Raw genomic sequence first — 16,713 nt, 5'->3', positions numbered from 1 at the left:
TTTTAGCCGCTAAAGAAGTCAAGGCTCGGCCCTCGGCTGAACCACGGCCTTCATGATCCGGCTCATTTCGTCCTGGGTGGCCTCGATCCGGCCCAGCAGGGCCAGGATGGTCGCCTCGCCGAACTGGAGCGTTCGCACGTCATCGGTCAGCCAGAGCTTGAGCAGGCCGCCAAGGCGGCCAAGGTCGCCGTTGACGCGCACCAGCTCGCGCACGTGCTGGTAGTCCATGACGCCCTTGATCTGGTAGCCCTGGCCCACGTCGCGCAGATAGCGCGCCACGCTGACGCCCGCCCTCTTGGCGTTCGCCTCGATCTCGTCTTTCTCTTCGGGGAACACCGGCACCCGCAGGTGCTGCCGCCGCCGGCGGCCGTGTTCCTTTTCGTCGTTCTCCATGCCTCGCCTCGTCTCTCATGCCGGCGGTAGCCGGCTGCCTCGCAGAGCAGGATGACCCGTTGAGCGCCCCCGGCGCGAATAAGGGACAGTGAAGATAGATAACCGGCTCGCCGGTTAGCTAACTTCACACATCCTGCCCGCCTTACGGCGTTAATAACACCAAGGAAAGTCTACACCAGCCATTACGATTTATCCGCAACTATCGCGCTATCAGGCCGCAAAAGCAGCAACGGATATAGCGAAACCCGCCACAATGGCCCATAATGCCGCTATCGAAGCGTGCCAATGCACGCCGATAGCGGACTTTTTGCGTTTCCGTAGCGCCGCTTAGTAGCGTTACATTTGCGATGAGAGGATTAGATGGACGAACACGATGCCAAAGACCTACCCCGAAGAGCTGGCTGAATGGGTGAAGGGACGGGAAGCCAAGAAGCCGCGCCAGGACAAGCACGTGGTCGCGTTCCTGGCCGTCAAGAGCGACGTTCAAGCGGCGCTCGATGCGGGCTATGCGATGAAAACGATCTGGGAGCACATGAAGGAAACCGGCCGGCTGCGCTGTCGGTACGAAACCTTCACCCAGCACGTGAAGCGGTACATCAAGGCCGCGCCGGTAGCTTCCCCGCCGCCTCCCGCCACTCCCCCGGACAGCCAGCCCAAGGGCGCGAAGCCCGAGCCGAAGGCCGCCCCGCCGGCCTCGGAATCCAAGAGTGAGCCGCCCAAGATCGGCGGCTTCACGTTTGATGCGACTCCAAAGAAAGAGGATTTACTGTAATGGCGAAAATTCACATGGTTCTGCAAGGCAAGGGCGGCGTCGGCAAGTCGATGATCGCGGCCACCATCGCGCAGTACAAAGCCGGCAAGGGACAGAAGCCGCTTTGCATCGACACCGATCCGGTGAACGCGACGTTCGAGGGCTACAAAGCCCTCAACGTGCGCCGGCTCAACATCATGGACGGCGACGAGATCAACACCCGGAATTTCGACGCCCTGGTCGAGATGATCGCGTCGGCCGAGGGCGACGTCATCATCGACAACGGGGCCAGCTCGTTCGTGCCGCTGTCGCACTACCTCATCAGCAACCAGGTGCCGGCGCTGCTCCAGGACATGGGCCACGAACTCGTGGTGCATACGGTCGTCACCGGCGGCCAGGCCCTGGTGGACACGGTGAGCGGCTTCGCCCAGCTCGCCAGCCAGTTCCCGGCCGAATGCCTGTTCGTGGTCTGGCTGAACCCGTATTGGGGGCCAATCGAGCACGAGGGCAAGGGGTTCGAGCAGTTGAAGGCGTACACGGCCAACAAGGGCCGTGTGTCCGCCATCATCCAGATTCCGGCGCTGAAAGAGGAAACCTACGGCCGCGACTTCGCCGAAATGCTCCAGGATCGGCGCACCTTCGATGAGGCCCTGGCCGATTCGGCGCTCACGATCATGACGCGGCAGCGGCTCAAGATCGTGAAAACCCAGCTCTTCGCCCAGCTCGAAAACGCGGCGGTGCTCTGATGGCGGCCGACGACAAGATCGAGGAGCTGATACGGGAGATCGCGGCCAAGCACGGCATCGCCGTGGGCCGCGACGATCCGATCTTGATCCTCCAGACCATCAACATGAAGCTGATGCAGGACAGCGCATCGGCCCAGCAGGAAATCTTGGACGCCTTCAAGTCGGAACTGGAGTCCATCGCCCACCGATGGGGTGATGACGCCAAGGGAAAGGCGGAAAGGACGCTCAACGCGGCGTTGGCGGCCAGCAAGGACGCCATGACGCGGGGAATGCAGGAGGGCGCGAAGGCGGCCGCCGAGGCCGTGCGGCGTGAGGTTGAGGCGGTGACGGCGCAGCTCGTCGCGCCGATCCGCGAGGCGCGGCGCGTCGCCATGATGAACATGGTCGCGGCCGGCATGGCGGTCGTGGCCGCCGGCCTGGCCCTGTGGGCCTCGCTGTAGATGGCGATGCGGGATCTCATCGTCAGAACTGGCGATGGTCGACCGCGCCGGCGGCATCGCCAGGTTCGGCGATGCTGGCCAGCTCCCGGCATCGTCGCTTGTGACGATGCTGCAGGATGATTCCGCCAGGCCCTCGGCGGGCCTCCCTCGCCAGAAATGGCGATGCTCGAGAAAAAAGCCCGGCGACCGCCGGGCTTCGTTTTTATGCGGGCCTGGCTGACAGGCCCAAGGACTGCGATCTCCCTGGCCGCTCCTGGGCCTGGGATTGCTTGCGCTCCTGCTCCTGCTTGCGCATCAGCAGCTCATGCCGGCGGGCGGCCTCGCGCATGGCATCCCAATCGGAAGCCAGCTCGGGGTTCTCGGCGCGCATCTTGCGCGTCGCCAGCTCTTCGATCTTCGGCGAGTGCAGGCCCATGCCTTCCTTGATCTCGCGGACGGCCTCCAGGCGCGCGTGAAGCGTCTGCAAGCGGGCCTGCTGCTGCGCCTGCTGGTTCTGCCAGGCTCGCTTAGAGCCGGGCAAGGAAAGCCGGCCAGGCGCGGACGCCTGGGTCTGCTGCAAGCGGGCCTGCTGCCGGTCGATCAGGTTTTCTAGCCTGTCCTCGATGTGCTCCACCTGGTCGTGCTTGGCCTGCACGTAGAGCGCCAGGGTTTCGGGGTAGGACTGCTCGACCGGGGCCGCCTCTAGGGTGGCCTGCTGCTCGATCTCGGCCGCCTGGGCGGCCTCCAGCAAGTCGGCTCCGGTGTCCTCGCGCGAAGCGCCGAAGGCGGCACCGCCGAGGGTGGCCGGCGCGCTGACGCGGGCCGGCTTGGTGGCGCGGCTCTCGGTGCCGCTGCCGGGGATGGTGAGTCGTTTCAAGGGCGTGCCTCCTTTTTAGCCGCTAAAGCTACATGGAGCGCCCCCGCGTCAGTTTCGGGGCCTCTGCGGCGACTGCCGCCTTGCCCTGGGCGTTGTAGCTGATGCTCTTTGCGCTCCCAATTTCAGGTACTTTATCGAAATCTGACCGAGCGTGCATGACAAAGTTCTTGCCGATCTGCTGGTACACGTTGGTGGCGTCGGCATGAACGATCACGCCGGCGTGGGTCTGCTTCTTGTCGGCCGCTTGGGCCGTGTACAGGTTGTAGATGCCGGGCTTCAACGCGCCCGCCTTGTCTACTTTCTGATTCGTCCAAGCGCCGTCCTTTTCGGCCTGAACGATGCGTTGACCGTTCATGACCAAGAGGCGTTCTTTCATCGGGCACTCCTATGGTTGCCGTGGTTCTCAAAAGGGTGATGGTGGCCCCATGCAAGCCGCGCTCCAACAAAAAAGCCGACCTCGGCAAAGCGAGGCCGGCTCTTCCCAGCGGCCGGGTTGTGCGTTTTGTCAGGGTTCCAGGGTAATTTTAAGGAAAACCAACCGATTTATCAGGTCTTTTTGCGTCCGCCGCTGGTCGGATCGGCCGCCCGGCCTTGCGCCATGACGGTTTCCAGGGCCTCCAGCCGGCCGCGAAGCCCGGCCGCTTCCTCGCGGGCCTGGGCAGCGTCGCGCTTCGCCTGGTCGCGCTCGCCCTGGGCGGCGGTCAGCCGCTCGGCCTGGCGGTGTGCCTCGGCCGCCATCGCCTTGCGCTGCTCCTGGTGGGCCTGCTCGGCCGCCTCGGCCTTGGCCTGCACCTTCACCAGCTCCGCGCGCACCTGGTCGCGCTCGGCGGCGGCCGCCTCGGTGGCCTTCCGCTGCTCGGCCTGAGCGGCGCGCGCCTGGTCGGTCGCCTGGTTCGCCCGCTCCAGGTCGGCACGCAGCTCGCCGGCGCGGCGCTCGATCTCGGCGGTACGGCTGTTCGCGGCCGCGAGGTCGGCCCGCAGGGCCTCCACCTGGTCGGCGCTGGCCGTGGCCCTCTCCTGGGCCTTGTCGCGCTCTGCGCGCGCCTGGCGGGCTTCCTGATGGGCGTGATCCAGCTCCGTGCGCAGCTCGCCGGCCCTGGCCTCGGCCGTGGCCGCGCGCTCGCTGGTCGCCGCGAGCTTGCCGCGCAGCTCGTCGGCCTCGCCCTTGGCGGCCGCCTCGACGGCCTCCAGGGCCGCGACGCGGGCCTTGGCCTCGTCCAGCTCGCCGGTGAGCTGGTCGGCCAGCTCTGCGGCTTCCTGGCGCGCTGCTTCCGTCTCCTGGCGCACGGCCTCCAGCGCCTCGCGCTCGGCGGCCAGGCGGTTGTTCGCCATTTCCAGCGCCACGGCCCACAAGTCGCCGCCCAGCTCGGCCAGCTTGTCGGTGATCGCCTGCGGTGCCGGCTCGCGGATCGGGGCGGCCTGGCTGGCCTTGCGTGCGCGCCACTCGTTCATCGCCTCGCTGATGGTGGTGAAGCTGCCGCTGCCGAGCTGCTTGCGCACGTTCGCCAGCGTGGGGTTCTGGCCGGCCGCGTCCAGTTCGTCGGCCACCGCAAATATCTGCTCCTTCGAGATCGCCATGTCGGGCCTCCTTTGGCCGGTTGTATGTTGTAGCGTGTAGCATACTACAACATACAACACTACGCAAGCGGTTTAGCTGAACTTTTTTTAGCGGCTAAAACGCGGGCAAAAAAAAGCCCCGCTCGATGGCGGGGCGATGGGTGGGGGTCGGTGGTCGGCGATGCCCGGCGCTGGGCGTGTCAGCCCTCCAGCAGCGCGACAAGCTGCACGGTGCCAAGGTCGGCCTCGAACTCCTGGCCGTCATCCTCGTATTTGAGCCAGGCCCAGCCCTCGGCCGGGGGCCGGCGGTTGAGGATCAGCCGTGCCGGCCGGTCGTCGTGCTTGACCTGGATGATGGCCTTCTTGAGCTTGTCGGGGTCGGCCTCCTTCGGCTCCTTCTTCCCCTTGGCGTCATCATCCTGCGGCCCCTGCTCGCCGTCGCCGGCCTCGGCGTCGGTCTTGCCGGTCAGCGCATCGACGGTGTTGGGATCACGGTCGCCGTCCTCGTGACTGCGCTTGTCCTCCAGGAACTCGCGCAGCAGCTTCACCGAGCCGCGCGTCAGCTCCTGGCTGTCGTCGGCCAGCCAGGCGGCCACCTCGTCGGGGTTCTTCTTGTAGGCCGTCACCAGCTCGTTGATGACAGTCACGTCCTTGCCCCGGCCGCTATTGAACGCCTCGGCAATGGGTTCGGGCAAGTCCAGCAGCGTGACGTGCTGCGTGACGAAGGCCGGCGACTTGCCGATCTCCTTGGCGATCTCGCCCTTCTTCTTGCCCTTCGCCAGCTCGCGGCCGATGAAGTCGGCGATCTCACGCGCCGTCAGCTCATTGCGTTGCAGGTTCTCGATAACCTGGTCGGCCTCGTTGTAGTCGTTGTCGATGAAGGCCGGGATCGTGGTCTTGTGCGCCCACTTCGAGCCGCGATAGCGCCGCGCGCCGTGGTTGATGAGGTAGCGCCCCGGTGCGTCCGGGTTCTCGCGCACGCTGATGGGCGACTTCACGCCGCGCGCTTTGATCGTCTCGCCGATCTCCGCGATGCTCTCCGGCGAGAAGCCGGGGTTGTCGGCCGTGCGCGGCTGGTGCGGGTCTTCGTCGATCAGGTCAAGCGGCAGCTCCTGCGGGCCTGCGCCGCCGGCGTTGGCCGCCGGCTGCTCGTTCAGCAGGCCGGCCAGGTCGCCCAGCCCGTCCAGGCCCAGCCCGGACGATTGCGGCTTGTCCTGCTCCTTCTTCTTGGCGTTGGTCTTGGCGCTCATTGCGCGATCTCCATCTTCGTGAACACGTAATCCGCCAGCGCACGCACCTCCTGGGTGGCCTTCCGCGCGGCGGTCTTCTTGATCTTCCACACCGGCATCTGCTCGCCCAGCGCCTCGGCGATGCTGTCACGCGCGCCGATGCTGAACGGCAAGATGAGCTGCGGGTATGCCTGCTGCAACGTCGCCAGGTTGTTGACGTGGCGCGGCTTCCGCGCGTCCACCTTGTTCGGCACCATGCCGAGGAAGCGCAGCTTGGGGTTCTGCTTGCGCAGGTTGCTGATGACCGCGACCATCTTCTTCATGCCCTGCAAGCTGTACGCCTCCATTTCGATGGGCGACAGCATGTAGTCGGCCGTCAGCACGGCCGCCGTCATGGCGACGCCAAGGGAGGGGGCCGTGTCGATCAGGCACACGTCGAAGAACTCGCCCAGCGCGGCCACACTGGCCCGCAGCGCGGCGGCCGCCTGGGAAAGCTCCATCTTGTCCAGGTTCGCCAGGTTGGCGTCTGCCGCGATCAGCGCCAGGCTCTCGCCCTCGCGCTTGCCGAACCAATACCGCAGGTCATCGGTGTCGCCGGTGAACAACTGGCTGGCGAGGTAGCCCGATTGGTACGCCGACAGCGTGAACGATGCGTTGCCCTGGGTGTCCAGGTCGATCACGGCCACGCGAAGGCCGCGCTCCAGGAAGTCGAATGCCAGGTGGCAGGTGGCGAACGTCTTGCCTTGACCGCCCTTCTGAATTGCCGTGACCAGTGTTTTCATGACTTGGGTTCCTGTTTCCTCTTGGCGTCTGCTTCCCACTTCTTGACGATGAACGCTTGATGCTCCGGCAGTACCGCCGTCACTCGCTCGAAGCCCTCGGGGAGCTGTTCCCCTGCTGCTGCCCATACGCGACTGACCGCCTGCGACACCGCCCCCTTGGTCAGCCCCAGCGAAGTGACAAACTCCGCCTGGGGCCGGCCATCGACCAGCACGCCGCGCGCTATGTCGATGGTCTGCTGCCCGATCTCCAGCCCCTTGATGGCCGTCTGGAATTGGGCTTCGGTTAGCCGTTTCTTCATGGATTGCACCCATAACACTCCACACCCGGTTTGTTGAACAAATGGCGGTGCCAGCCGCCGACCATGTGCAGAAGTTTAGCTAAACCATGCGAAGCCGTCAAGCGTTTTAGCGGCTAAAAATTTGTTCGCGCCTTGTCGATGGCCGATGCCGTTGCGGCCGTCGCCCGCGCCTGTCGCCAGTGGTCGGAATCCACCGCGCACGCGCAAAGCGTGGCCCCGTCCTGGTCGTAGAACACGGCCGGCCGGCCCTCCACCTTCGCCTCGATGCGCAGCGCCTTGGCAGGCAGGCCCAGCCCGTCCGCGATGACGGCCAGGGTGGCGCGCTGCAAGGCCAACTCTTCCCCCTTGGCGTCAATGAGCTGTGCCGCATGGGCGGCACTCAGGAAGAACGTCATCAGCGGGCCTACGGTGCGCGTGCCGCCGCTGGCAAAGCACACGTCGAAGGAACCGCCGCCCACGTGCGGATCGACGCCCTCCACGAGACGCCAGGGGTCAAGGCCCCATTCTTCGGATTGCGCGCTGTACCAGTAGGCCGGCGCGTCGCCGTTCAAGTCGCTGTCCGCGTACTCGCGCACCAGGACGGCCACGCGGCCAGTGGTCGGCTCCACGAAGCCAGGCGGGTAGGGGAGGGTCTGCTTTGCCATGTCAAAGCCCTTTCGGTTTGTAGATCGAAACGAAGTAGGTGATCGCGGTCAGTGCCGCGAAGTACGCCAGGAACGACCAGCCGGCATACACGCCAGGCGTGTTCCAGTGGTAGAGCATCCGCACGAACTGGAAGAAGGTGATGATCGCCAGCACCCACTTGAGCACCGGCCAGACCAGCACGGTCGCCACCCATACGAACTTGACCAGGCCGGCCACCAGGCCCCGGCCTTCGGCCTTGGGTGCGGCAGGCGCAGCAGCGGGCGCGGCAGGCTGCACCGGCTCGGGAGCCGGCGGCTTGCTCGCCCTGGGGAACTTGACGATGTTGGACATGGCTTGACCCTCCACGCGGTTACGTGTTGAATGCTGGATGCTCCCACTCGGAAGCATGGTTACGGTGTGCCAGCACCAGGCCAAGCGCCCCGGATCACTCCGGGGCGTTCCTCCACCTGGGGCCGTCGAACGTGTGGAATGCCGTCATTGCAGCGTCGCTCCGCTCATGCGTCGCACGGCCGCCGCCAGCAGCATTTCCGTCAGCTCGTTATCTTCCTCCGGCGTGATGCAGCCGCCGCAGATGCTGCCGAACTTCTCGCGGGCATCATCGGCGCCGATGATGGTGTGGCTCAAGGTTCGGATGCTCTTGCCGCAGCGCCGGCAGCACGTCTCGATGATCTCGATCTTGCCTTTGCTCATGGGACTGTTTCCTCTTGGCGTTCCGTTGATGACCCGGCCGAAGCCGGGCCGCCTTCCCTTACCAGCCGACGCTGCGCTTGGCCTGCTCGACCGCTTGGCTCGACCATTCGCCCTTGGCACTGGCCTCCAGGCTCAAGGCGGCGAAATAGGCTTTGCCGCGCAGCTCTTCCGCCTGCTTCACCAGCTCGGCCGCCTCGGCCATCGTGGCCTCGATCTGGTCGCGGCGGGCTTGGAAGTCGGTGGCTTCCACATTCGGCAGGGCGTCAACCCAAGGCATGATCTTGTTCTTGCTCATCGGAACCTCTCCGGTAATCGACCTGGGCGGAATGCCCGGCCTTCAAGTGCTATATTAGGACAAAATGTCCTAGCCTGTCAAGCACTTTAGCTAAACTATTTTCGCTTTACCGTAGTCCGATGCCTAGCACTTTAGCCGCTAAAGCCTCTTTCCCTGGCGTCAAGCCTCTTTCCAGATCAGCCCGAGGCCGGCGTAGTCGCACAGCAGCGCCCACGCGGCATAAGGGATCGGCGTGTCCTCGCCCACCCATCGCCGGATCGTCCGGTCGCCCTTCGGGCCGAGGCCCAGCACCTTCGCGGCTTTGCCGCCGGTGAGGCCCGCCAGGCGCAGCACCTCGCGCACCTCTTCGCCGCTCGGCTGCGCCCACCGCTCGGCCGGCTTCAAGCACTCCAGCCGGATATTGGCGTCGTTCGTCATTCGTTTCTTCTCCTGGTCACGTGATAAGCCGCAGTTGGTCGAATCCGTAGATCGACTGAATGCAGCTCGGGTCTGAATCCACCACACGGCGGCCCGCGCGGTTGGTCTTGTATGTCACCGGCCGGTCGTCATGCGCCCACACCTGGCGGGTGTCTGGATGCACCTTCACGATGATGACGCGCTTGCCGATCTCCTTGGCGAACACCGGATGGTGGACGCTCACGATCTCGCACCGTTGGCCTGGTGCGGGCGTGAACTCCACCAGGTCGGCCGGGCCTGCATCGCCATTCCTGGCGGTGCTGCAGGATGCTTCGCCTGCGCCCGGCATCGTCGCTTCTGGCGATACAGGCCCAGCCTCGGCCTTGCAATCGTCAGCTTTGGCGGTGCTGCAGCGCATCGCCGTTTCCGCCGATGCGGGATCTCGCTCGCGGCCCCCGGCCTTTCCCTTGGCGTTCGACCTGGCGGCCCTGGCCGCCTTGACCTTGCCCGCCGCCTCGGCCGCCCAGCGCCGCGCGATGAACGCCTTGTGCGCCGGCAGCACCACATCGACCAAGACGAAGCCCGGCGGGATCGTCACGGTCGCCGGCTCGCGCCGCGCCGGCGGCACCAGGCCGGCCAGCCAATCGGGCAGGGGAGCGTCGGCCAAGCGGTCGCGGTAGTTGGCCTCGATCAACACCGGCCGCTTCTTCTCGGCCAGCATGGCCGTCAGGATGCCGCGCGCAACCTCGTCCACGGTCATGCAGCCCCGCGCCGTGTCGAAGTGCGAGCGATAGCCCGTCGCCGAGATAAACGGCCTGTCCAGGTCAACCGCGTGGAACTGAAAATGCGCGTTGAGCGGCCCGCCATAACCGGCCTCGTACTCCACCAGGGCGCGCACGTCGCCCGCCACGGCCAGGAACTGGCCGCGCTGGCCCCACAAGGGCACGTCCCCCGGCACCGCAGCGCAATGCCGCTCGATGACGCGGCCGGCGGCCTCGTCGTCGGCCATGCACCCGAAGTTCGTGCCGCCGTTCAGCTTCCAGATGATCGCCTCGTATCGGTCGCCGGCCAGCTCGGCCGCCGCCCCGTCGCCGCGCATGACAGCCGCGTCGATCTCCACCACGGCCGCAACGGCCGCAGCCAGCAGGCCGTCACGGTCTGCCGGCAGCTCGGCCAGCAGCTCGGCCGCCGGCGCGCTCCAGTCCTGGCCCGCCTGGGCCGGTTGCTTTGTTCGCTTCGCCATCGCTTGACGTGCTCCTGGTGCAGCCCCGGCCGGAGCCGGGGCCGCCCCTCATCAGTCAATAGCCCGGTAGATCGCAGCGGCCTCGGGGTGGCCGGCCGCGAAGCCGCGCAGGAAGTGATAGCGGTCGATCAGGGCGTCGGCCGCGTCCGTGCCGGCGATCTCGGCCGCGAGCTGGCCGAGCGCGAACAGGGTTGCGACAATGCCGGCGGCGTCGGCCGACAGTTCGCCCCGGAAGCCGTTGCCGTCTACCTCGATCTCCAGGCGCTCGGCCAGGTCGGGGGCCAGGTAGAAACCGCCGTCCGACAGGGTGTAGTAGTGCCAATACGCGCCGTTGTAGCGTTCGCAGAGCCGGCGCAGCCAGGCGTACACAAGGGCCTCGCCGCGCATCATCAGGCGCGGGCCGAAGTAGGTAGGCAAGAAGTCGAGGCGCTGGGCCTCGGCGACCAGGGAAGCGGTGACGGGTTGGTCTTGGGTGTTCATCGGAACTCTCCGGTAGTTGACCTGGGCGACATGCCCGGCCTTCAAGACGTATATTAGGACAAAATGTCCTAACCTGTCAAGCACTTTAGCTAAACTTTAGCCGCTAAACTGGACTTCGTCCCCTTGGAGTGATAGGATTGAATCCTATTGAACCGAATGGAGGCCGCCATGCGAACCACCCAGCAACTGAGCATCACCCTGCCGAACGACATGGCCGACGTGGTGAAAACGAAGGTCAAGACCGGGGAGTACGCGAGCGAAAGCGAGGTCATCCGCGACGGCCTGCGTGCGCTACTCGCGCGTGATCGCGCCGTCGAGTCCTGGCTTCACAACCAGGTCGGCCCGGCGTATGACGCCCTGAAAGCCGATCCCTCCCGAGCCGTCACCGCCGACCAGGTGCGCGCCCGCCTGGCCGCCGAGCATGCGAAGGCGCAATGAGCTACGCGGTCGTCTTCTCGCCCGAGGCCGAAGAGCAGCTTGCCGAGCTGTACCGCTACATCGCGGCGGCGGCGTCGCCTGACGTTGCCGCTCGCTACACCGAGGCAATCGTCACCTATTGCGAAAGCCTGCGCACGTTTCCACTGCGCGGCACCATGCGCGACGATGTGCGGCCCGGCCTGCGCATCACGAACTACCGCAAGCGCGCCGTGATCGCCTTCGATGTGGCCGGCGATCTGGTTTCCATCATCGGCGTGTTCTACGGCGGGCAGGACTACGAGTCGATCCTGCACGACGACGCGGACGACTGAATTCCCCCGCTTCTTGACACTTGAGGGGCGCAATCACGCCCTGGGCCTGGCAGGCCGACCCCTCCCTTGGCGTTCAACCTTGCGGCCTTCGAGCTGGAGCCATCTTCCGACTTGGCGACGGCGCAGGAGTCACCGCGGCCTTGACAGTTGGGGAGTCCAGAGGGGGCCTTGGCCCCCTTTGGAAGAGCACGAACTTCTGCCAGGCGCTTGCGCCTGGCTATGGTCAGCCGTAGCGCCGTAGGCGCTCCATTCTTGGGGTGAAGGCCGTAGGCCGAGGGGCAACGCCCCTGGGGGGATGGGAGGCCGCTTTAGCGGCCGGGTGGGATCGAGAAGGGGGGGCACCCCCCTTCGGCGGCCGATTATTCTGCGGGGCACCTTGGGCCGGTTTGCCGCTTTTTTCGACACCCGGTTATAACAACTAGGTTTAATATAAAGGTTATGAAGGGTTAAAAGCCGGTTAGCTTGACCGGAAAACGCGCGCAAGCCGTTGATACGCCAAGGAAAAGGCTCGAAGGGCCGCCCCTCAAGTGTCAATGGATAAGCCCCTCAAGGGTCAATAGTCTGCCCGTCAAGTGTCAAGGATCGCGCCCCTCATCTGTCAGCACCCCCGCCCCTCAAGTGTCAGTACGGCAAGGGCCTTGCCAACAGGCTTATCCACAACTTCTGTGGATAAAGCCAGCCCGATCAAGCACATAGGCCGCCTCGACGGCCTCCGGCGCGGCTCCAGCCGGCCGATTTCGAGGCCGGCCCCTCATCTGTCAGCATCGCGCCGGGGTGCGCTGCCCCCCAAGTGTCAAGAAACGCCCCTCAACTGTCACCAGCCGGCGTTTTGTCCCCAAACGATCCACAAGGCCGACCAGGCAGCGCCGGCCCTCTATGGCCCCGAGAAGGGGCCAGAAAGGCCCGCCAGGGCCTCGTAGCCTAGCGGCGAGGGCCACCGGCCCGGTGAGCGTCGGGAAGGCGCTGGAAGCCCGCCAGGGGCGAGACGGGCGGCCGTGGCCGCCTGGCTCGATGCGTAGCACGACATAGCCGGTTCTCGCGGCCGCCGGCCGGGAGAATCCCCCGCAGCTTGGCCCCTCAAATGTCAAAGAGCGGATCTCATCGTCGGAAGTGGCGATGGGGCCCTCGGGGCATCGTTGGATGTGGCGATGGTCGACCGTGGCCAGGACGTGGCCAGGACGTGGCCAGCCTCGCCGGAAGTGACGATGCTGCAGCTCGACGTGCGCGAGCTGGTGCGCGGTACTGCCTCGCCGGAAGTGGCGATGCTCGAGAAAAAAAGCCGCCTCGATCTCGGGCGGCTCCAGGGGAGGGCAGGGGGGCGATCACCGCTTGCAATGCACCAGGTCGTCGTTCACCCACGCACTTTCGACCAGGCCGTTTTCGCGCAGCTCGTCGCACGCTTCGCCTACCTGCTCGCGCCACTTCTTCGGCCGGGTGGAATCCGAGCCGCACATCAGCCGGAACGTCTCCAGCTTAAGCGGGTACGGCTCCTTGTGGGTGGCGAAGTAGTCGAACATGCGCCGCGCGGTGGGCGACAGCTTGCGGTACTTCTCCCACACGAATTTCGTGTAGTGGTCGCCGGCGAACAGCACCACGATTTCGGCGTCGATCTCGACCTGGCAGCGCGACGTGCGCTTGCCGCGATCCAGGACGCGGAAGCGCCGGATCAGCGACACCGATTCGAGCCGGCCGATGCGTTGGGATGAGAACTGCATGGCCGACGCCTGGAGCCGCGTCAGGCATTCCTCGGCCCTTGTGTAGTACCGACCGTTGATTGACCAGTCCAAGTCCTGGCAAAGCTCGTAGAACGTGAAGGAAACCGGCTCTCCGAGCGCGGTGCGCTTCGCGTACTCCAGCACCTGGGCGAATACCAGCTCGTCGTCGTCGGCGCGCAGTTCGATCCCGGTGTAGGTGATCTCCACGTCTTTGTTGACGTGGTAGATCGACTGGCCTTGCAGCGCGGCGCGCGGCACCTTCTTGTTGCGGACGGTGAAGATCGCCGACCGCCCGAAGTCGTTGGGCAGTGCCCGCATGTGATCCGGCCAGGGAGCCAGGTCGAACAGCGAGAGCTGCATGTCCTTGATCTGCTGCTTCGTGTGCTTGAGCAAGGCCGTCTGCTTGGCCTCGCTGACCTTCTCGGCCAGCTCACCGCCGGCCGTTCGCTTCTTGGTCGCCATCGCACTACTCCGTTTGTCCTGGGCCAGCGCGCCGATCTGCTCGGCCATCTTGTTCACGGCGGTGCGCGGTTCGGGCGGCAGGCCCATCGTGCGCGCAAGCTCGGCCGATTCCTGCGCCATGCGCTCGGATCGCTCGACGGCGGCACTTGCCGGCGTCGGTAGCTTCGGCGGCAAAGCCGCCTCGTTGTCGCCGGCCGTGGCCGGCAGCTCGAAGAGGGAACCGGCGGGGCGGAAGGCCCCGCCGGCGCTGCCCGAGTCCCTGCGAGCGGCGGCGGTACGGGCGGCAAGGTCGGTGGCGTCGGCTTCGCTAAGCCCGCCCTCGATGAGCTTGCGCCTGTATTCCTGCTCGTTGAACTCGTTCTGCATCTAATCTCCCTCCTAGCATACTGCCCGGCCGTGGCCGGGCCTGGCCTTACTGGCCGCCGCCTGGCGCTTTGGTGTCCAGGTATTCGATTTCCTCGGCGATGAAATCGAACCCGTATTCGGTCTTGCCGTCCTTCTCGTACTTCGTCGGCTCGATGCGGCCCTGGACGAACACCTTGGAGCCTTTGCCCAGGTACTTGCCCGCGTTCTCGGCCAGGCCGCCGAACGACTTGATGCGGAAGAAGTCCGTCTGCTCCTGCTTCGCACCGGCTGCGTTGCGCCACACGCGATTGACAGCCAGGTCGAAAACGGCGCGGGCGCTGTTTTCGCTATGGCGAACGTCGGTATCGCGGGTAAGATTACCGATAAACTGGAACAGGTTGTGGCTCATTCGTCATGCTCCTTTCGCTAATGGAGTCGTCAGTTTAGCTAAACCTGCGTCCGTGGTCAAGAACTTTAGCGGCTAAAATTTTCTGCCGCCCGCACCGAGAAGGCATACGGGCCTTGTACAACTACATCTTCTTCACGAACGTGCTCCGGCTGCTCGATGAGCGGCACATGACGAAAAAGGAGCTATCGGACAGGTCGGGGGTTTCGATCTCCTTCCTGTCCGATCTCACTACTGGCAAAGCCAACCCCTCCCTAAAGGTGATGGAGGACATTGCGCAGGCCCTTGAAACTCCCCTGCCGCTCCTGCTTGAATCGACCGACCTGGACAAAGAAGCCCTTGACGCCCTGGCCGGCGGCAAGGCACCCCGAAGCCTGCCGCCAGGCTTCGAGCGCGTGGCGGCCGTGCTGCCAGAACACCAGGCGTTCATCGTCAAGAAGTGGGGCGAAGCGACAAGGAAGAAACTTAGAGGGAGTTGACGCCAGGATGTGAGAAGGGAAGGGAAGCGGCGCGGAACTGAGCCACAAGAGCCAGCCAAGTTTTAGCCGCTAAAGCCCGCCGGGGTGGCTCAACCCCCGGACAACCCATAACGCAAACGCCACGGGTTCGGCGCGAGGGCGCACGGAGCATGCGCCGCGTTGTCGCCTCTTTCGCCCCTGCAATCCGCGATGCAACGTCGCGGCCGAAGTCACCCTTGTGCGCTTCGGTGTTGCGGTCGAAATTAGTTCGGTATATCGTATGAACCTGTATAGAATGCGCGAAACGCAACGGCATACAGGGCATACGGAATGACCGACCAGAAACCAGAACACAACAGCATCAAGGAACGGGCGAAGAAGAAGCTCGAACGCGACATGGGGCCGGAGCTGCTGGCCGCCCTCAACGATCCCAAGACCGTTGAAATCATGCTCAACGCGGACGGCAAGCTCTGGCTCGAACGCCTGGGCGAGCCGATGAAGTGCATCGGCACGCTGCGCGTCGCGCAGGCGCAAGCCATCATCGAAACCATCGCGGGCTACCACGGCAAGGAAGTCACGCGCTCCAAGCCGATCCTGGAAGGCGAGCTGCCCCTTGATGGCAGTCGCTTCGCCGGCCAGCTCCCGCCGGTTGTGCCCGCACCCACCTTCGCCATTCGGAAGAAGGCCGTCGCCATCTTCACGCTCGATCAGTACGTCGAACGCGGAATCATGACCGCGCCGCAGCGCGAGGCATTGATTGCAGCGGTGCGCGCGCACCGGAACATCCTTGTGATCGGCGGCACCGGCTCGGGCAAGACCACGCTGGTGAACGCGATCATCAACGAGATGGTGATTCAAGACCCGACCGAGCGGGTTTTCATCATCGAGGACACCGGCGAAATCCAGTGCGCCGCCGAGAACTACGTCCAGTACCACACCAGCATCGACGTGAACATGACGGCGCTGCTGAAAACCACCCTCCGCATGCGCCCCGACCGAATCCTGGTCGGCGAGGTGCGCGGCCCCGAAGCCCTTGATCTGTTGATGGCCTGGAACACCGGGCACGAAGGAGGTGCTGCAACCCTGCACGCAAACAACGCCAAAGCTGGATTGGATCGGCTCGCCATGCTCATCAGCATGCACCCCGATTCCCCGAAACCCATTGAACCGCTTATCGGCGAGGCGGTTCACGTGGTTGTTCATATCGCCCGCGTCGAAGGCTCGCGGCGCATCCAGGAAATCTTGGAGGTTTCCGGGTTCGCCAACGGCCAGTACATCACCAAAACCCTCTGACTAGGAGTTACGACCAATGCAAGCAACCTTCCCGGCATTCCGCCTCAACCGCAACGCCCTGTTCTACATGGGCCTCTTCGCCCTCCTGGCGTTCTTCCTGCTGGCCCCCCAGCACGCATTCGCCTCCGAGGGCACCGGCGGCTCTCTGCCGTATGAGAGCTGGCTGACCAACCTCCGCAACTCCGTCACCGGCCCGGTGGCCTTCGCGCTGTCGATCATCGGCATCGTGGTCGCCGGCGGCATCCTGATCTTCGGCGGCGAACTCAACGGCTTCTTCCGCACGTTGATCTTCATCGTCCTGGTCATGGCCCTGCTGGTCGGCGCGCAGAACATGATGAGCACGTTCTTCGGCCGTGGCGCGGAAATCGCCGCCCTGACCGATGGCGCGCTGCACCAGGTCAAGGTCGCCGCGCTGGACGTGGCCGGCTTCCCCGGCGAAGCCGTCATGCGCTGGGCCGAGCGCGGCCACATCGCGGGGTAAGT

The 16,713-nt window shown here is 65.1% G+C and carries 24 protein-coding genes; 8 read left to right on the top strand and 16 right to left on the bottom strand.

The features are described 5' to 3' along the window. Positions 1–18: 18 nt before the first annotated feature. Positions 19–393, bottom strand: a complete 375-nt coding sequence (gene traJ, locus J5X93_RS27925; RefSeq protein WP_000426567.1) for a conjugal transfer transcriptional regulator TraJ — start codon at positions 391–393, stop codon at positions 19–21. Positions 394–766: 373 nt separating this feature from the next. Here traJ and J5X93_RS27920 point away from each other — a divergent pair, with 373 nt between their 5' ends. The 3 genes from J5X93_RS27920 to J5X93_RS27910 are packed head-to-tail and all read left to right on the top strand — an operon-like array spanning position 767 to position 2,330. Further along, positions 767–1,165, top strand: coding sequence for a TraK family protein (locus J5X93_RS27920; RefSeq protein WP_001127128.1), 399 nt, complete (start codon positions 767–769; stop codon positions 1,163–1,165). Continuing rightward, a complete protein-coding gene (locus J5X93_RS27915) occupies positions 1,165–1,890 on the top strand; it encodes a PRK13886 family protein (protein WP_001062597.1) in 726 nt (241 codons plus the stop codon). The genes J5X93_RS27920 and J5X93_RS27915 overlap by 1 nt, the downstream gene beginning before the upstream one ends. Continuing rightward, positions 1,890–2,330 (top strand): conjugal transfer protein TraM, encoded by a 441-nt coding sequence (locus J5X93_RS27910; protein ID WP_000718516.1) that lies wholly within the window; start codon positions 1,890–1,892, stop codon positions 2,328–2,330. Before J5X93_RS27915 ends, J5X93_RS27910 begins: the two co-directional genes overlap by 1 nt. A gap of 202 nt (positions 2,331–2,532) precedes the next feature. Here J5X93_RS27910 and kfrC read toward each other — a convergent pair whose 3' ends face one another. From kfrC to J5X93_RS27845, 13 genes are all read right to left on the bottom strand, one after another. Further along, on the bottom strand, positions 2,533–3,186 hold the full coding sequence (kfrC, locus tag J5X93_RS27905) for an IncP plasmid survival protein KfrC (protein ID WP_000826922.1): 654 nt from the start codon (positions 3,184–3,186) through the stop codon (positions 2,533–2,535). 28 nt (positions 3,187–3,214) lie between these two features. Next, positions 3,215–3,562 carry an IncP plasmid survival protein KfrB gene (kfrB, locus tag J5X93_RS27900; protein ID WP_000664557.1) on the bottom strand — a complete coding sequence of 116 codons (348 nt, stop codon included), beginning with the start codon at positions 3,560–3,562 and terminating at the stop codon, positions 3,215–3,217. Between the two features lie 170 nt (positions 3,563–3,732). Then, positions 3,733–4,764 (bottom strand): DNA-binding protein, encoded by a 1,032-nt coding sequence (locus tag J5X93_RS27895; protein WP_011117145.1) that lies wholly within the window; start codon positions 4,762–4,764, stop codon positions 3,733–3,735. Positions 4,765–4,943: 179 nt separating this feature from the next. After that, entirely contained in the window at positions 4,944–5,993 is a 1,050-nt protein-coding gene (locus J5X93_RS27890; RefSeq protein ID WP_011114060.1) for a transcriptional repressor gene korB, read from the bottom strand. Continuing rightward, entirely contained in the window at positions 5,990–6,754 is a 765-nt protein-coding gene (locus J5X93_RS27885; protein ID WP_000855329.1) for a ParA family protein, read from the bottom strand. Before J5X93_RS27885 ends, J5X93_RS27890 begins: the two co-directional genes overlap by 4 nt. Beyond that, on the bottom strand, positions 6,751–7,053 hold the full coding sequence (locus J5X93_RS27880) for a transcriptional regulator KorA (RefSeq protein ID WP_010890110.1): 303 nt from the start codon (positions 7,051–7,053) through the stop codon (positions 6,751–6,753). The genes J5X93_RS27885 and J5X93_RS27880 overlap by 4 nt, the downstream gene beginning before the upstream one ends. Positions 7,054–7,166: 113 nt before the next feature. Next, positions 7,167–7,697: a DUF2761 domain-containing protein gene (locus tag J5X93_RS27875; RefSeq protein WP_011117143.1), complete on the bottom strand. Its 531-nt coding sequence runs from the start codon at positions 7,695–7,697 to the stop codon at positions 7,167–7,169. Position 7,698: 1 nt separating this feature from the next. Next, positions 7,699–8,028, bottom strand: a complete 330-nt coding sequence (kleE, locus tag J5X93_RS27870; RefSeq protein WP_010890113.1) for a KleE stable inheritance protein — start codon at positions 8,026–8,028, stop codon at positions 7,699–7,701. 144 nt (positions 8,029–8,172) lie between these two features. Then, a complete protein-coding gene (locus J5X93_RS27865) occupies positions 8,173–8,388 on the bottom strand; it encodes a DUF2688 domain-containing protein (RefSeq protein WP_010890114.1) in 216 nt (71 codons plus the stop codon). A gap of 58 nt (positions 8,389–8,446) precedes the next feature. Then, the gene (gene kleA / locus J5X93_RS27860; protein ID WP_000041932.1) at positions 8,447–8,683 is read right to left on the bottom strand and encodes a stable inheritance protein KleA; all 237 of its coding nucleotides are present in this window, start codon (positions 8,681–8,683) and stop codon (positions 8,447–8,449) included. A 159-nt stretch (positions 8,684–8,842) separates the two neighbouring features. Beyond that, positions 8,843–9,100 (bottom strand): transcriptional repressor KorC, encoded by a 258-nt coding sequence (gene korC, locus J5X93_RS27855; RefSeq protein WP_011117141.1) that lies wholly within the window; start codon positions 9,098–9,100, stop codon positions 8,843–8,845. A gap of 16 nt (positions 9,101–9,116) precedes the next feature. Beyond that, a complete protein-coding gene (locus tag J5X93_RS27850) occupies positions 9,117–10,322 on the bottom strand; it encodes a protein KlcB (protein WP_011405605.1) in 1,206 nt (401 codons plus the stop codon). A 51-nt stretch (positions 10,323–10,373) separates the two neighbouring features. Beyond that, entirely contained in the window at positions 10,374–10,802 is a 429-nt protein-coding gene (locus J5X93_RS27845; protein ID WP_001095942.1) for an antirestriction protein, read from the bottom strand. A gap of 168 nt (positions 10,803–10,970) precedes the next feature. Here J5X93_RS27845 and J5X93_RS27840 point away from each other — a divergent pair, with 168 nt between their 5' ends. Together J5X93_RS27840 and J5X93_RS27835 are read left to right on the top strand one after the other, a co-directional pair. Next, entirely contained in the window at positions 10,971–11,240 is a 270-nt protein-coding gene (locus tag J5X93_RS27840; RefSeq protein ID WP_001260984.1) for a ribbon-helix-helix domain-containing protein, read from the top strand. Continuing rightward, entirely contained in the window at positions 11,237–11,551 is a 315-nt protein-coding gene (locus J5X93_RS27835) for a type II toxin-antitoxin system RelE/ParE family toxin (protein WP_011117139.1), read from the top strand. Before J5X93_RS27840 ends, J5X93_RS27835 begins: the two co-directional genes overlap by 4 nt. A 1,322-nt stretch (positions 11,552–12,873) precedes the next feature. Here J5X93_RS27835 and trfA read toward each other — a convergent pair. Both trfA and J5X93_RS27825 read right to left on the bottom strand, forming a co-directional pair. After that, on the bottom strand, positions 12,874–14,094 hold the full coding sequence (trfA, locus tag J5X93_RS27830; RefSeq protein WP_011114072.1) for a plasmid replication initiator TrfA: 1,221 nt from the start codon (positions 14,092–14,094) through the stop codon (positions 12,874–12,876). Positions 14,095–14,140: 46 nt separating this feature from the next. After that, positions 14,141–14,482, bottom strand: a complete 342-nt coding sequence (locus tag J5X93_RS27825) for a single-stranded DNA-binding protein (protein ID WP_000019167.1) — start codon at positions 14,480–14,482, stop codon at positions 14,141–14,143. A gap of 113 nt (positions 14,483–14,595) precedes the next feature. Here J5X93_RS27825 and J5X93_RS27820 point away from each other — a divergent pair, with 113 nt between their 5' ends. The 3 genes from J5X93_RS27820 to trbC all read left to right on the top strand — a co-directional run bounded on the left by J5X93_RS27820 (position 14,596) and on the right by trbC (position 16,711). After that, positions 14,596–14,958, top strand: coding sequence for a transcriptional regulator (locus J5X93_RS27820; RefSeq protein ID WP_010890126.1), 363 nt, complete (start codon positions 14,596–14,598; stop codon positions 14,956–14,958). 309 nt (positions 14,959–15,267) lie between these two features. Beyond that, positions 15,268–16,230, top strand: coding sequence for a P-type conjugative transfer ATPase TrbB (trbB, locus tag J5X93_RS27815; RefSeq protein WP_000132020.1), 963 nt, complete (start codon positions 15,268–15,270; stop codon positions 16,228–16,230). A gap of 16 nt (positions 16,231–16,246) precedes the next feature. Further along, positions 16,247–16,711: a conjugal transfer system pilin TrbC gene (gene trbC, locus J5X93_RS27810; protein WP_011114046.1), complete on the top strand. Its 465-nt coding sequence runs from the start codon at positions 16,247–16,249 to the stop codon at positions 16,709–16,711. Positions 16,712–16,713 lie beyond the last annotated feature (2 nt).

Source organism: Pseudomonas sp. BYT-1 (assembly GCF_023611805.1).
Lineage (GTDB): Bacteria > Pseudomonadota > Gammaproteobacteria > Pseudomonadales > Pseudomonadaceae > Aquipseudomonas > Aquipseudomonas guariconensis.
The sequence above is the reverse complement of the archived record's forward strand: the minus strand, read 5'-3'. Positions and strand labels throughout refer to the sequence as shown.

What these genes read in the sequence shown, in the direction of transcription:
- traJ (WP_000426567.1), bottom strand. Translation starts at nt 393, where the DNA reads ATGGAGAACGACGAAAAGGAACACGGCCGCCGGCGGCGGCAGCACCTG.
- J5X93_RS27920 (WP_001127128.1), top strand. Translation starts at nt 767, where the DNA reads ATGCCAAAGACCTACCCCGAAGAGCTGGCTGAATGGGTGAAGGGACGG.
- J5X93_RS27915 (WP_001062597.1), top strand. Translation starts at nt 1,165, where the DNA reads ATGGCGAAAATTCACATGGTTCTGCAAGGCAAGGGCGGCGTCGGCAAG.
- J5X93_RS27910 (WP_000718516.1), top strand. Translation starts at nt 1,890, where the DNA reads ATGGCGGCCGACGACAAGATCGAGGAGCTGATACGGGAGATCGCGGCC.
- kfrB (WP_000664557.1), bottom strand. Translation starts at nt 3,562, where the DNA reads ATGAAAGAACGCCTCTTGGTCATGAACGGTCAACGCATCGTTCAGGCC.
- J5X93_RS27895 (WP_011117145.1), bottom strand. Translation starts at nt 4,764, where the DNA reads ATGGCGATCTCGAAGGAGCAGATATTTGCGGTGGCCGACGAACTGGAC.
- J5X93_RS27890 (WP_011114060.1), bottom strand. Translation starts at nt 5,993, where the DNA reads ATGAGCGCCAAGACCAACGCCAAGAAGAAGGAGCAGGACAAGCCGCAA.
- J5X93_RS27885 (WP_000855329.1), bottom strand. Translation starts at nt 6,754, where the DNA reads ATGAAAACACTGGTCACGGCAATTCAGAAGGGCGGTCAAGGCAAGACG.
- J5X93_RS27880 (WP_010890110.1), bottom strand. Translation starts at nt 7,053, where the DNA reads ATGAAGAAACGGCTAACCGAAGCCCAATTCCAGACGGCCATCAAGGGG.
- J5X93_RS27875 (WP_011117143.1), bottom strand. Translation starts at nt 7,697, where the DNA reads ATGGCAAAGCAGACCCTCCCCTACCCGCCTGGCTTCGTGGAGCCGACC.
- kleE (WP_010890113.1), bottom strand. Translation starts at nt 8,028, where the DNA reads ATGTCCAACATCGTCAAGTTCCCCAGGGCGAGCAAGCCGCCGGCTCCC.
- J5X93_RS27865 (WP_010890114.1), bottom strand. Translation starts at nt 8,388, where the DNA reads ATGAGCAAAGGCAAGATCGAGATCATCGAGACGTGCTGCCGGCGCTGC.
- kleA (WP_000041932.1), bottom strand. Translation starts at nt 8,683, where the DNA reads ATGAGCAAGAACAAGATCATGCCTTGGGTTGACGCCCTGCCGAATGTG.
- korC (WP_011117141.1), bottom strand. Translation starts at nt 9,100, where the DNA reads ATGACGAACGACGCCAATATCCGGCTGGAGTGCTTGAAGCCGGCCGAG.
- J5X93_RS27850 (WP_011405605.1), bottom strand. Translation starts at nt 10,322, where the DNA reads ATGGCGAAGCGAACAAAGCAACCGGCCCAGGCGGGCCAGGACTGGAGC.
- J5X93_RS27845 (WP_001095942.1), bottom strand. Translation starts at nt 10,802, where the DNA reads ATGAACACCCAAGACCAACCCGTCACCGCTTCCCTGGTCGCCGAGGCC.
- J5X93_RS27840 (WP_001260984.1), top strand. Translation starts at nt 10,971, where the DNA reads ATGCGAACCACCCAGCAACTGAGCATCACCCTGCCGAACGACATGGCC.
- J5X93_RS27835 (WP_011117139.1), top strand. Translation starts at nt 11,237, where the DNA reads ATGAGCTACGCGGTCGTCTTCTCGCCCGAGGCCGAAGAGCAGCTTGCC.
- trfA (WP_011114072.1), bottom strand. Translation starts at nt 14,094, where the DNA reads ATGCAGAACGAGTTCAACGAGCAGGAATACAGGCGCAAGCTCATCGAG.
- J5X93_RS27825 (WP_000019167.1), bottom strand. Translation starts at nt 14,482, where the DNA reads ATGAGCCACAACCTGTTCCAGTTTATCGGTAATCTTACCCGCGATACC.
- trbB (WP_000132020.1), top strand. Translation starts at nt 15,268, where the DNA reads ATGACCGACCAGAAACCAGAACACAACAGCATCAAGGAACGGGCGAAG.
- trbC (WP_011114046.1), top strand. Translation starts at nt 16,247, where the DNA reads ATGCAAGCAACCTTCCCGGCATTCCGCCTCAACCGCAACGCCCTGTTC.